Origin of the sequence: Bradyrhizobium sp. ma5, assembly GCF_042258955.1 — a bacterium.
In the GTDB taxonomy this organism is placed as follows: domain Bacteria; phylum Pseudomonadota; class Alphaproteobacteria; order Rhizobiales; family Xanthobacteraceae; genus Bradyrhizobium.
Genome location: NZ_CP170156.1, coordinates 3,706,160 through 3,720,117 on the forward strand (window position 1 = coordinate 3,706,160; position 13,958 = coordinate 3,720,117).

Sequence of the window (13,958 nt, forward strand, 5' to 3'; positions counted from 1 at the left end):
AACGGCGCCGTCGGTGACGACGGCGGCCGAGGCCGGCTGCGGTGTCGCGTGTCTACTGCTGGCGCTTGTTTGTCTCACTGCGTTCTCGACGGCAGACGCTCAATCGCCGGGCTTTGAGGTGCGCGCCGACCGAGAGCCGATCACGCCAATTCCCGTGCCACGCGCCCAGGACCCGCAGCGTGTGCTGCTCGGAGAGCGATTGTTCGGCGACCGGCGTCTGTCTCACGATAACACACACAGCTGTTTATCCTGCCACGATATAGCAACCAATGGTGCCAGCGCCAGTATCCACGATACGCGTGAGGGCCAGCCGATCGCCCTCAATACGCCAACGGTCTTCAATGCGAGTCTGAACTTCCGCCTCAACTGGGAAGGTAATTTCCGCTCGTTGGAGGACGGAATCGACGGCAGTCTTCGCAATCCAGCGATCATGGCGTCGAGCCCTGACGAAGCGCTCGGCAAACTGCGTGCCGATTCCGAAATCGTGGGGCAGTTTCGTAATGCCTATGGAAGGGAGCCTGATGTCGCCACCATGCTGGATGCGATCGCGACATACGAGCGGACGTTAGTCACACCAGATAGCCGCTTCGACCGATGGCTTGACGGGGAAACCCACGCGATGACGCCGGACGAGTTGTCGGGTTATCAAGTTTTCAAATCGCTCGGCTGTATCGCCTGCCATCAGGGTGTCAACGTGGGCGGCAATCTCTTTCAACGGCACGGCATCTTCCATCCATTGGGCTCGCCGGAGCCGGAATTAGTTCGCGTGCCGAGCTTGCGAAATGTGGCGACGACAGCGCCGTACTTCCATGATGGCAGCGCGGCCACGTTGCCGGATGCGGTCAAAGCGATGGGCGTCGCCCAACTCGACCGCGTTTTAACCGATCAGCAAACAGCCGCCATCGTCGCCTTCCTCAACACGCTGACCGGGACATATCGAGGTCGAGCCGTAAGACCGGCCTCCGCCACGCCACATACTGACTCGCCGATCCCATGAGGAACCTGCCGTTTATTCTCGGGGTTTCATTTCTGCTCGCGCTGCTCACCTGGCTGTTGGTGCGCGGCATAGATACCAACGCGTCCACCTATGCGGTGACGCTCCAGACACTCGACGAATATGCGCTTGCGGAGGCCTCGCTGCACCGCGACGTACTTCAGGCGAGGGCAGGCCTGCTTCGTGACTACGATACGTTCAACGCTGCCGCGCGGGCGATGGAGGACGCGGTCAATCGACTCGGGTCTCAAGCACGGGCCGAAGGTCTCGATCCGAAGCCGATTGACCAACTGGCAGCGACGGTTGTCGAGCAGGAAGATCTGCTGGAACGTTTCAAGACAAGCAACGCGTTGCTGCAGAATTCGCTTTCCTATGTAGGCCTGCTCAGCACGAGCCCAGCATTCCTTGCCCACGACGCGCAACTCGCGCCGGCAACGGGCGCATTGGCGGCTGCGATCCTTCATTTGTCGCGCGACACCTCAGCCGACGCGCTGCGGGCGCTTCAGGAAAGAATCGACCAGTTTGCGCAGCAAGCGCCCACTGCTGGACCGGAGGCGGAAGCAGCGCGCGCGATGCTGGCGCATGCGCGGCTGCTCCATGAGCAGATCCCGGCGGGCGATGAAACGTTGAAGACCTTCATCGCCGCGGCCAGCACGCATGCCCTGCAGGAGACCCGCGAACTGTTTTCCCGCCATCGGTCCGTGGTCGAATCCAGTGAGCAGCGTTATCGGCTGCTGCTCTACATTGTCTCTCTGCTGTTGCTGGTCGTGCTCGTCATTTTCGGCCTTCGGCTGCGAGCTCGGGCGGTGGCGTTGCGTCGGCGGGCAGCATTCGAACATGTCATTGCCGAGAATTCGACGCGTCTGATCAATTGCGCGCCGACCGAAACCGGGATGCGATTGAAGCAGGTGCTGGGCGAATTCGGTCGGATGATCGACGCGGATCGCGCGTATGTGGTTTTGGACGAGAGGCCGGTCCGGGTCCACGCATGGTCGAAGGATGGAGTGACGTTTCCGCCAGGTTGGCCTCGACGGGCATTGGCAGTAGCCGATCAACTCGGCGCAGGGGACGGGATCACCATTGCCGACGCGAGCGCATTGCCGCCCGGCACTATCAGGGATGCATTGGCGGGAACGGGCGTGCGCGCGTGGGCCTGTTTGCCGCTGATTCGGCCTGGTCGGGTCCAGGGCATCATGGGTTTTGACCGTTTCCGCCCGATACGGAACAAGATCTCCCCGATCCCGCTCGCGAGGCTTGCCGGTGACGCCGTAGCTAATGCGCTGGAGCGCGAATTTCTGGAACGCGAAAGGACCAAGCTTGCCATGCGGCTGGAGCGGGCACGTCGCATGCAGATGATAGGATCGCTGGCCAGCGGGATCGCTCATAACTTCAACAATATCATCGGCGCCATTCTTGGCTATTCTGAGATGGCGGAGCCGCAAATCACCCGCGGCTCCAAGCCGGCACAGCACATCGACGAGATTCGCCGGGCCGCCGAGCGCGGTCGCGACCTCGTCGACAATATCCTCACCTTCGGCCGGCGGACCGACGGGCGTGCGCGTCCAGTTCAGGTGCGCACTTTGCTCAACGAAGCGGGCTCGTTGTTGCGTGCCTCGTTGCGGCCGGATGTAGAGCTTGTCTTCGAAGATGTTCCGGCCGACGTCGCCGTGTCCGGCGAGCCGGCGCAGCTCCAGCAGGTCATCCTCAATCTCTGCACCAACGCAGCGCAAGCGACGAACGATGGCGGTTCGGTCCGCGTGGCTGTGAAGCAGGAACAGACGGCCGCTTTCGTGGAGATGAGCGACGGGGGGCTCTCGCCGGGTCACTATGTGTGCCTCTCCGTCAGCGACAATGGGAGCGGAATCGATGAACGCGTGGCGCGGCGGATGTTCGAGCCGTTCTTCACGACGCGCGTGGCAGGAACTGGCCTTGGTCTTGCAACGGTTCGCGAGATCGTCCGCGATCATGATGGAGCCATCAACGTTCAGAGCGAACCTGGCTGTGGTAGCCGGTTCGAAGTTTGGCTGCCCGCTGTGGCGGCGGCTTCCATCGCGGCTGACGGATTGCCGGCGCTTCCGCTCGGACGCGGCGAGACGGTGCTGATCGTCGAAAGCGAGCGAGAACGCTTGCTACGCGATGAAGAGAAGCTGGCGGCGCTGGGATACGAGCCGGTCGGATTTGAGGTTGCGGCTGATGCCCTTGCTGCATGCCGTTCTGACTCTGCTCGATTCGATATCATCCTGGTCGGTCACGCCTCACGGCCCCAGGGCGGGGTGGAATTGGCGCGAGCCCTGCACGCTGTGTCGCCGTTGCAGCCTGTGTTGCTTGCCGTCGCGACTGCCGCCGATGTCAGCGTCGATTTGCTGACGGACGCCGGCATCTCCGAGGTGCTGCACTGGCCGCTGGATAACACCGAACTTGCTGCGGCATTGGACCGCTGCCTGCGAACGCCGGCCAAGTTACAGCCGTAACACGAATACCGTTGCCTGAAATACTTCCGTAGCGCAGCGCCGCCATTTCTGGTGGCCCGCAGCCGTGCATACGCGCGTCAAGATTACGGAGGTGACAATGGCTACCAGATCGGGCGTTGGCACCAAAGAAACCACCCACCCCAGGAATGAGCGTTCGCGCTGATTCATCAATCCTCGAAAGGACCGCTACAATGGCAATCACAGCCAGTTTTTCGGCAGGCTCCGGCGTGCTGACGGTGTTCGACGACTCCCTCGATAACTCCATCGTCGCCAGCCGCGATGCGGCCGGCAACATTCTCATTAACGGCGGCGCCGTGACCATCCTCGGCGGCCGGCCGACGGTTGCCAACACCGCCACGATCCAGGTGTTCGGCCAGGCCGGCAACGACACGATCGCGGTCGACGAGAGCAACGGCGCAATGCCGGCCGTGCAGCTGTTCGGCGGTGCAGGCAACGACACCCTCATCGGCGGCTCGGGCAACGATCAGCTGTTCGGTGGCGCCGGCAACGACATCCTGCAGGGCAAGGGTGGCGCCGATCTCCTGTTTGGCGGTGACGGCAACGACACCCTTATCGGCGGCACCGGCAACGACCAGATGTTCGGCGGGGCCGGCAACGACCTCATGATCTGGAACCCGGGTGAGGGGACCGACCTGATGGAAGGCGGCGACGGCATCGATACCGCCGAGGTAAACGGCGGCAACGGGGCCGAAGTCTTCACGCTCACGGCCAACGGCAGCCGCGTGCGCTTCGACAGGATCAGCCCGGCGCCGTTCTCGCTCGACATCGGCACCACCGAGAACTTCGTGCTCAACATGAACGGCGGCGACGACGTCTTCACCGCCAGCAACGGTCTCGCGAACCTGATCAACATCACCGTCGACGGCGGCGACGGCAACGACACCATCACCGGCGGCGACGGCAACGATATGCTGATCGGCGGCGCCGGCAATGACATCATCACCGGCGGCCGCGGCAACGACACCCTGCTCGGCGGCACCGGCGACGACACCTTCATCTGGAACCCGGGCGACGGCAGCGACACGGTCGAAGGTCAGGACGGCACCGATACGCTGGTGTTCAACGGCGCCAACGTCAGCGAGAACGTCAGTATCACGGCCAACCACGGCCGGGTGAGGTTCAGCCGCGATGTCGCCAACATCACGATGGATCTCAACGGAATCGAGAAAATCGATTTCAACGCGTTCGGCGGTGCCGACACCGTTAATGTCGGCGACCTCACCGGTACCGGCGTCACGCAGGTCGCGATCGACCTAGAGAGCCAACCCGGCAGCGGTGCGGGCGACGGCGCGGCCGATAGCGTGACCGTCAACGGCACCAACGGCAGCGACAACATTCAGGTGGCGGGAGCGGCGGGCTCGGTCACCGTCACCGGCCTGCCCGCAGCGGTGACCCTTGCCGGCGCCGAGGGAGCCAACGACCAACTCACCGTCGAGGGCGGCGCCGGCAACGACGTCATCACCGCTGCCGGCCTTGCTGCCGGGGTGATCGGGCTCACCATCGACGGCGGTGCCGGCAACGACACCATCACCGGCAGCGCCGGAAACGACATCCTGATCGGAGGCGACGGCAACGACACCGTCGTTGGCGGTCGCGGCAACGATACCGCGCTGCTCGGCAACGGCAACGATACCTTCGTCTGGAATCCGGGCGACGGCAGCGACACGGTCGAAGGCGGGGCAGGCACCGATACCCTGGTGTTCAACGGCGCCAATGTCGCCGAGAACATCGACATCTCGGCCAATGGCTCGCGGGTGCGGCTGTTCCGCGATGTCGGCAATGTGACCATGGACCTCGGCGGTATCGAGCGCATCCAGCTCGCGACCCTCGGCGGTGCCGACACCGTCACAGTCAATGATCTCTCCGGAACCGACGCAAAGCAGATCGCGATCGATCTGTCGGCGACGCCGGGCAGCGGTCAGGGTGACGGCGTGGCGGACACCGTGAATGTCAATGGCACGGTAGGCGATGACCGCATCAGTGTCGGCAGCAACGGCTCGTCGGTGGTCGTCAACGGATTGGCAGCGCAGGTCACGGTCAGTGGCGTCGATGCCGGCATCGACTCGGTTGTCGTCAACGGCGGTGCTGGAAACGACATCATCAATGCTTCGGCGGTTCGCGCCGGCCAGGTCAACCTCACGCTCAACGGCGGCGATGGCAATGACACCATCTTCGGCAGCGCGGGCAACGACCTTGTCATCGGTGGCCGCGGCAACGACGTGGCATCGATGGGGGCGGGCGACGACACCTTCGTCTGGAACCCCGGCGACGGCAGCGACACGGTCGACGGCGGGGCAGGCAACGACACCCTGTTGTTCAATGGTGCCAACGTCAACGAGAACATCGACATCTCGGCGAACGGCAAGGGGGCGACCCTCAACCGTGACGTCGGCGCCGTCAGCATGAACCTGAAGAGCATCGAGACGATCGATGTCAACGCGTTGGGCGGCGCCGACACGATCACGGTCAATGATCTGTCCAAGACCGACGTGAAGCGTGTTGCGATCGACTTGTCAGCGCCTGTCGGTAGCGGACAGGGCGATGGTCAGGTCGACACAGTGGTGATCAACGCCACCAATGGCGACGACGCGATCTCGATCAACGACAACAACGGCGTGATCACGGTGTCGGGCCTGGCCACCGACGTCACGATCACCGGCTTCGAGGCCAACGATCGCATCGTGATCAACGGCCTCGGTGGCGATGACGTCATCAACGCCTTCGGGCTCGGAGGGGCGATGCAGTTCATCGCCAATGGCGGCGACGGCAACGACATCCTTATCGGCAGCCGCGGCAACGACACTCTGAGCGGCGGCGCAGGCGATGACACCCTGATTGGCAATGGCGGTACCGACGTCCTCGACGGTGGCACCGGCAACAACTTCGTGTTCCACGCGGTGGCGAATCCCGGCGGCGCCGGGAGTAACACTCAGCCTGTGGCGGGTGCTGCCCTGCTGGGCCAGTTCATGGCCTCGAGTCTGGTCTCGACGGGTGTTGGTTTCGGTGGCGGCCCGCTTGCCGATCCTGCGCCCGGCCAGCAACCGCTGCTGGCGCAGCCGCACGCAGCCTGACGCAACATCACCCTGGAGAGCATACATGAGCAACGAAACCAACAGCACGAGACCCGTTGACCAAGGTCTCGAAGCCCTCGTGACGCTGCTGCATCTCCAGGGGGTTGCGGCCGATGCCGGACAGATCGCGCATCGGCTGGGCACGGATAAGATCGGCGCAGCGGAGATGATCCGGTGCGCCAAAGGCCTCGGGCTCAAGGCACGGGCTTGCCGGACCGACTGGTCCAGGCTTGGCAGCACGCCCTTGCCCGCCATCGCGGCGCTGCGCGACGGTGGATTCATGGTGGTTGCCAAGGCCGCCGAGGGCAAGGTTCTGGTGCAGGCGCCGGCGGCGCGGCCCGCGCTCATGACGCGGGACGAGCTGGTTTCGATTTGGGATGGTCAATTGATCCTGATGACCCGCCGCGCCGGTCTGTCGGACATCACCCGCCGCTTCGACATCGTCTGGTTCATGGGCGCGATTCACAAATATCGTCATCTGCTGGGCGAGGTGCTGGTCGCATCGTTCTTCCTGCAACTGTTCGGCCTGGTTTCGCCGCTGTTCTACCAGGTGGTGATCGACAAGGTGCTGGTGCACCGGTCGCTGACCACCCTCGATGTCCTGGTTCTCGGACTAGTGACGATCTCGGTCTTTGAGACCGTGCTCGGAATCCTCCGCACCTATCTGTTTTCCCACACCACTAATCGGATCGACGTCGAACTCGGCGCGCGCCTGTTTCACCATTTGCTGGCTTTGCCGATGGCCTATTTCCAGGCCCGTCGCGTCGGGGATTCGGTGGCGCGGGTGCGCGAGCTGGAGAACATCCGCAATTTTCTCACCAGCTCAGCGCTGACCCTGCTGATCGACCTGTTCTTCACGTTCGTCTTCTTGGGCGTGATGTTCTTCTATTCACCGCTGCTGACGTGGATCGTGATCGGCTCGTTTCCCTTCTACATCGTGATATCGGCAGGAGCGACGCCGCTGTTCCGGCGACGGCTCGACGAGAAATTCCGCCGCGGTGCCGAGAACCAGGCGTTTTTGGTCGAGAGCGTCACCGGCATCGAGACGCTCAAGGCGATGGCGGTCGAGCCGCAGATGCAGCGCCGCTGGGAAGAGCAACTGGCCGGCTATGTTGCGGCGAGCTTCCGCGTCCTCAGTCTCGGCAACAGCGCGAGCCAGACGGTGCAGCTGGTCAGCAAGATCGTCACGGCGAGCATCCTGTACTGCGGCGCCAGGCTCGTCATCGACGGCGATCTTTCGGTCGGCGAGCTCGTCGCCTTCAACATCCTGGCCGGCAGGGTGAGCGCGCCGGTGCTGCGCCTGGCGCAGATTTGGCAGGATTTTCATCAGGCGCGGCTGTCGATCGCGCGGCTCGGCGACATCCTCAACACCACCGCCGAGCCGACCTATTCGGCCGGGCGGGCGCGGCTGCCGGCCATCCGCGGCGACATCAGGTTCGACCATGTCTCGTTCCGCTACCGCGTTGACGGACAGGAGGTGCTGCACGATGTCTCGTTCGATGTGCCGGCCGGCCAGACCGTCGGTATCGTCGGGCCCTCGGGCTCGGGCAAGAGCACGTTCGCCAAGCTGGTGCAGCGGCTCTATGTCCCGGAGCGCGGGCGCGTGCTGGTGGACGGTATGGACCTCGCGATGGCCGATCCGGCCTGGCTGCGCCGTCAGATCGGCGTCGTGTTGCAGGAGAACGTGCTGTTCAACCGTTCGGTGCGCGACAATATTGCGCTCGCCGATCCGACCATGCCGATGGAACGCATCGTTGCGGCGGCTCGGCTCGCGGGAGCGCACGACTTCATCCTCGAGCTTGCCGAGGGTTACGACACCGTGGTCGGCGAGCGCGGTTCGACGCTTTCGGGCGGCCAGCGGCAGCGCATCGCCATTGCGCGTGCGTTGGTGGGCGATCCACGCATCCTGATCTTCGACGAGGCGACCAGCGCGCTGGACTACGAGAGCGAACGCATCGTTCAGCAGAACATGAAGGACATCGCCAAGGGGCGGACGGTGTTGGTGATCGCACACCGGCTCTCGACCGTCCGCACGGCGGACCGCATCGTCACGCTCGATCGCGGTCGCCTGGTCGAGGACGGCAGCCACGACACGCTGATCAAGACCGGCGGCCGCTACGCGTCGCTGCACCGGTTGCAAGGAGGATTCCATGAAGTCGTCTGAAGCGGCTGTTGCCGCCGGATCCGCGCCACGCGTGATCTCGTTCCTCCCTGCGCAACGCAAGAGCACTGAGGAGCTGGCGTTTCTACCGGCGGCGCTCGAGATCGTGGAGACGCCACCGTCGCCGGTCGGCCGGGCGACCGCGGCCAGCATCGCCCTGATGTTTTGCGCGGCCTTGCTCTGGGCCTGGTGGGGTACCATCGATATCGTGGCTTCGGCGACCGGAAAAATCCTGCCGGGCGACGGCACCAAGGTGGTGCAGCCGTTCGAGACCGGCGTCGTGCGGTCGATCCGGGTACAGGACGGGCAGGCGGTGAGGGCCGGCGATGTGCTGATCGAACTTGACCCGACCGTGAACGCGGCGGAGCGCGATCATTTGCGCAACGATCTGCTGGCCGAGCGGCTCAACATCGCGCGCGTGCGCGCGGCGCTCACCGGTAGCGAGGATCCCGCTGCCGACTTCATGCCGCCCGCCGGGGCCGACCCGGAACTGGTTGCGGCCCAGCGTCAGTTGTTGCTGAACCAGGTGACCGAGCATCGCGCCAAGATCGCGGCACTCCTGCGCCAGCAAGCGCAGAAGGAGGCCGAACAAGCCACCGCATCGGCGACAATCCACAAGCTCGAGACGATTATTCCGGTAATCCAGTCGCGCGTCGACATTCGTAAGACGCTGGTCGAGAAGGAGCTGGGTTCGAAGCTCGGCTATTTCGAGGTGCTCCAGCTGCTGGTCGAGCAACAGGAAGAATACAACGTGCAGAACAGCCATCTGCATGAGACCGAGGCGGCGATCGCAGCGATCCGCGAGACCCGCGGGCAAGCGGTGGCGGAGTATCGGCATACGCTTTCCGACGAACTGGCCAAGTCCGAGCAGAAGGCGAACGGGCTCGCGCAGGACCTGATCAAGGCCGAGCAGAGGACCAGGCTTCAGCAGCTGACGGCCCCCGTCGACGGCGTGGTGCAGCAGCTCGCGATCCACACCGTCGGCGGCGTGGTTACGCCGGCGCAGTCGCTGCTGGTGGTCGTGCCGAGCGACAGCCGGCTGGAAATCGAAGCCATGGTGTCGAATCACGACATCGGCTTTGTCCATGCCGGACAGCAAGCCGAGATCAAGATCGATACCTTCAATTTTACCCGCTACGGGCTACTGCATGGTCAGGTGCTTTTGGTTTCGCAGGACGCCGTGATCCGCGATCGCCAGCAGGATCGCTCCAGCGATCGCACTCTGGGGACGCAGAGCGAAACCAGCGAGCCGAAGGGCCAGGAACTGAACTACAGCGCGCGCATTTCGCTCGATCGCGCAAAAATGCAGATCGACGACAGAGTCGTTAACCTGTCGCCCGGCATGGCGGTGACCGTGGAGATCAAGACGGGATCGCGGACGGTCCTGAGCTATCTGCTTTCGCCATTGCTGCGCTACCGCCAGGAAGTTTTGCGCGAGCGCTAGACCTGGCGAGCTTTCCGGCTTCGCCGCCGTCAGCCCACACGTTACAGCTGCAACCAAGTCGAGGAAAACCGATGAAGATTCCGACAGCGTTCGTTAGCGCCGTTTCTTTTGCCGCCCTCATCGGCAGGGCGGCGGCGCAAGAGCCGTTGGCAATTGCGGTGCGCGACAGGACCGTTATCACTACCCTCCATGCCGAGGGCGCGCAGGTCTACGAATGCAAGCTGGACGTCGGGAAATCCCAATCGAGAGTTCGCGCGCTGACTTGGCAATTGCGCGAGCCGATTGCGACGCTCATGCTGGACGGAAAGTCGATTGGACGGCATTACGGCGGACCGAGTTGGGAGCTCACGGACGGTAGCGCCGTGAAGGGTAAGGTCGTCGCCAGCGCGCCCGGCGCGACCTCGAACGACATTCCGTCGCTCGAGCTCGAAGTGGTCGATCGGCGCGGTAACGGTGTGCTGTCGGCCGCGACCGTTGTCCAGCGCATCAACACCGAGGGCGGGGTCGCGCGGGGCTCGTGCGAGAGAGTCGGGGATTACCGTAGCGCGCCCTATTCGGCGGACTACGTATTCCTGCGCAACAGCGGTTGATGGTATCAGCCCCACGGTACCTCATGGCGCATGCTGACGTCCTTTGACCCACCCTTCGCATCTTGGCTTGAAACAGCTCCAAAGTTTTTCATGATGGATCGGAACGAGAATTCAACGTTTTCAGTCAGCTAGCTGGCGGCGTGTGCACGTCGTGCGCACCGGGAAATCAAGAAAATCTGACCACAGCCAACGTGAGCTGCGCGGCGTAGTCGCGGAGCAGGGTGAAAGACGGCCTCTTGCACTGTCTTTGGTTGGACGAACCGTTTTCCGGATAGCTCCAATCGGGCATCGATTGCTGGAGCTAGCTTAAGCTTGCTCATGATGAATTGGAGCGGCGATTCAAACTACTCTGAGAAAGCGGCGATGCGCAGGGTGATTGCGAGGTAGGTGACACCTATGATTGCACCACGCGGTGCGGCTGGCGAATCGAGATCATCCGGATGCCTAACCACATGTTCGGGGGGCAGTTCGTGACCTGACAACGTAGTCATTACGATCATTGCGACCGCCACTGTGCCTATCGCGCGATCTTCATCGATAGGTCAAAGATCTTGCCACTCATCAGTAGAGCGATCTCGGTAGCCGGCAGCGGCTTTTGGCATTCCGACAACGGATTGAGCCAGAAATTGGAGTCAGGCAACATCTCGAATAGATTGCGCGCGGCGGCGCCAAGGCACACTTCGGGCTCCTTTATGTAGTCGTAAATTCGCTTCTTCGAGGTAAAGGCAGGAAGCCATCTCATATTCTGAAAGTCGACCGTTGCAATATTGATCTCTTCTTGAAACTTCAGCGAACGGCGCCGTCCGGGCTTCATAGGTGCTTCCGGCGTCAGAACATAAAGTTCGGTCTCCAGCAATGTGCGATAGAATGCCGGAATAATGCCGGCATCGCGTGCCGCGGCTTGCATAAGGGCTTCGAGACTGTTGTCCGGTTCAAACATCACGATTCTCCCAATTGAACGCGAAGAGGGACAGGACGCCATCGCGTTCATTTAAAGCCAGATCGCGCCGGCATCCTGGAGCCCTCGCGGCGATTGTACTAATCCTGTTTGCCGCGCAGGGCTCGATAGATCGTATTGCGCGAAACGCCGAGGCGGCGCGCGGTCTTGCTGATGTTGTTGCCTGTTTCGGCGTAGGCCGTCAGCACATGCGAGCGCTGTATCTCGTGCAAATTGGGCTTGAGATTGCCGCTGCCGGTTCCTTTGCCAGCCAGGCGCTCGCCGCCCGAATGCACGAGAACCGACTCGACCGAGGCCTCGTCGATCAAGTCGCCCGGTTCGGCGAGGGACAATCGGGAAAGGATATTGCGCAGTTCGCGGATGTTTCCGTCCCAGTCCAGCTCGGCCAAACGTTCGATCGCCCCATCGGTCAGATCCATCAAGGGGTCGATTTGCTGGATCAGGTGGCGGGCAATTTCGGCGAAGTCGGAGCGCTCGCGTAACGGCGGCAACGTCACCTCCAGCATATTGAGCCGAAACAGCAGATCGGACCGGAATCGGCCTTTGGCGATTGAGTCGTCGAGATTGGCATTCGTGGCCGATACCAGAAGAACGTCGACCTGGCGTTTGGTGCCGCCGACCGGACGCACCGTCCAATCGTCGAGAAAGCGCAGGAGCACGGCTTGTAACGTGACCGGCATATCGCCGATCTCATCGAGGAACAGCGTGCCGCCATCCGCCTCCTTGAATAGCCCGGTGGCTCCGCCCTTCTTGGCGCCCGTGAACGCACCCTCGGCATAGCCAAACAGCTCGGCCTCGACCAGGCTGTCGGGAAGCGCGGCGCAATTGACCGGAACGAAGGCGCCGCTGCGGCCGCTGGCGACATGGGCGTGGCGGGCGAGCTGCTCCTTGCCGGTGCCGGTTTCGCCGCGGATCAGGATCGGCATCTTCCGGACGGCCGCGATGCCGACCTGCTGGACCACGGAGGCGATCGCGGGATCGGCGGACACGAATTGCGTTGCGACGCCCTTGGGTGCCGGCGGCCGGGGCCGCGAGACGGCCTGAATCATCGAGAACTGACGCGCATTCTCGATCGTTGCGACAAACTGGCTGCCGACCTCGTCTTGCAGGCGCTGGCGTTCCTTATGCCGCCCTTCATCGACAAAGACGCTGAACTTGGTGCGAAACACGTCGGCGAAGCGCCGCCCCGGCGACGCGGGCAGGCCATGCAGCAGGACACTTGCGGCGCGGTTCGCCGCAAGGATGCGGCCCTCGTTGTCGACTGCGAGCAGGCCCGCGCTCAGGGTGTGGAGATATTCGCCGCGGTTGTGGAAGGCAATCAGGATGTTGCCGCGGTGATATTCGCGGAACAGGCCGTTCTCGATCTGGGTCGCCGCCATCGCCACCAGCGCCTGGGTGTGAGCCTGGCGCGACATGCAGTCCGATGACGCATCCAGGATCCCTGCGAGTTCACCGTCGGGCGCGAAGATCGGAGCTGCGATGCATGTGAGGTTGCTGTAGCGCGGGAAGAAGTGCTCGCGCCCATGAACGACGATAGCCCGCTTGAGATAGGCCGCCGTTCCGAGGCCGTTGGTGCCGCAGCTGGCCTCGCTCCACACCGTGCCAGGCCGGATACTGGCGGCGTCGGAGGTGTCGCTGAAACTCGAATCCGAGATGATGTCGAGCAGCAGTCCGTCGGCGTTCGCAAACGCGATCATGAAGTTCGAGCCGGCGATCTGCTGATGCAGGGTGTGCATTTCCGCGAGCGCCAGGCCGCGGATCAGTGAGCAGCGCTGCTGCTCCTGGCGCAGCACGGCGCTGCTCACGAGTTCGGGAGACGGAGGACGCAAGGTATCAAGTCCTAGCGAAATACAGCGCATCCAACTGTCGTAGATGTCGGCGGACAGAAGTTCGGCCGGCAGCGCGCCGCGCCGCTCAAGCGTCATCCAAGCACTGTCCATGCGTCGGCCGGATGTCAGCATTCTGGCTCCTCCCGGAGTGCGGCTTGGCGATTTCCTCTTGGTTGCGTCGCTCGGCTCGTGCCGTTCGCGCGACGCAGTTTTGACGATCATAGATCAAGCAGTTGAAAATCCAAATTTCGGTGCAGTCGTCATCGCGCTCATCGAACTGTTCCGACTCGGAACAGTTGCACGCAAAGCTTGCTCCGAGGCGGATCGGCGCGCGCGCGCCGGCGATCGCAAGAACGATAGGAAGATCAGGCCTTTGTTCGCTTGGCACAGCCCTTGCTGACTTCTTCGGCGGGATGGCG

The 13,958-nt window shown here is 63.1% G+C and carries 8 protein-coding genes; 6 read left to right on the plus strand and 2 right to left on the minus strand.

Annotated features, from left to right (window positions below; translation table 11 throughout):
* The first annotated feature begins 13 nt into the window (after positions 1-13).
* The 6 genes from ACE103_RS16805 to ACE103_RS16830 all read left to right on the plus strand — a co-directional run bounded on the left by ACE103_RS16805 (position 14) and on the right by ACE103_RS16830 (position 10,752).
* The gene (locus ACE103_RS16805) at positions 14-997 is read left to right on the plus strand and encodes a cytochrome-c peroxidase (RefSeq protein ID WP_375780341.1); all 984 of its coding nucleotides are present in this window, start codon (positions 14-16) and stop codon (positions 995-997) included.
* Complete coding sequence (locus ACE103_RS16810; RefSeq protein ID WP_375780342.1) at positions 994-3,465, plus strand: two-component system VirA-like sensor kinase; 2,472 nt, start codon at positions 994-996, stop codon at positions 3,463-3,465. The genes ACE103_RS16805 and ACE103_RS16810 overlap by 4 nt, the downstream gene beginning before the upstream one ends.
* Before the next feature lie 191 nt (positions 3,466-3,656).
* Positions 3,657-6,557, plus strand: a complete 2,901-nt coding sequence (locus ACE103_RS16815) for a beta strand repeat-containing protein (RefSeq protein ID WP_375780343.1) — start codon at positions 3,657-3,659, stop codon at positions 6,555-6,557.
* Between the two features lie 25 nt (positions 6,558-6,582).
* A complete protein-coding gene (locus ACE103_RS16820; RefSeq protein WP_375780344.1) occupies positions 6,583-8,721 on the plus strand; it encodes a type I secretion system permease/ATPase in 2,139 nt (712 codons plus the stop codon).
* Positions 8,708-10,162 (plus strand): HlyD family type I secretion periplasmic adaptor subunit, encoded by a 1,455-nt coding sequence (locus ACE103_RS16825; RefSeq protein WP_375780345.1) that lies wholly within the window; start codon positions 8,708-8,710, stop codon positions 10,160-10,162. Before ACE103_RS16820 ends, ACE103_RS16825 begins: the two co-directional genes overlap by 14 nt.
* 71 nt (positions 10,163-10,233) lie before the next feature.
* The gene (locus ACE103_RS16830; RefSeq protein ID WP_375780346.1) at positions 10,234-10,752 is read left to right on the plus strand and encodes a DUF3455 domain-containing protein; all 519 of its coding nucleotides are present in this window, start codon (positions 10,234-10,236) and stop codon (positions 10,750-10,752) included.
* A gap of 517 nt (positions 10,753-11,269) precedes the next feature.
* Here the strand turns inward: ACE103_RS16830 and ACE103_RS16835 are convergent.
* Both ACE103_RS16835 and ACE103_RS16840 read right to left on the minus strand, forming a co-directional pair.
* Positions 11,270-11,692: an SseB family protein gene (locus ACE103_RS16835; RefSeq protein WP_223973607.1), complete on the minus strand. Its 423-nt coding sequence runs from the start codon at positions 11,690-11,692 to the stop codon at positions 11,270-11,272.
* A 98-nt stretch (positions 11,693-11,790) separates the two neighbouring features.
* A complete protein-coding gene (locus ACE103_RS16840) occupies positions 11,791-13,671 on the minus strand; it encodes a sigma-54-dependent Fis family transcriptional regulator (RefSeq protein ID WP_375780347.1) in 1,881 nt (626 codons plus the stop codon).
* Positions 13,672-13,958: the final 287 nt, after the last annotated feature.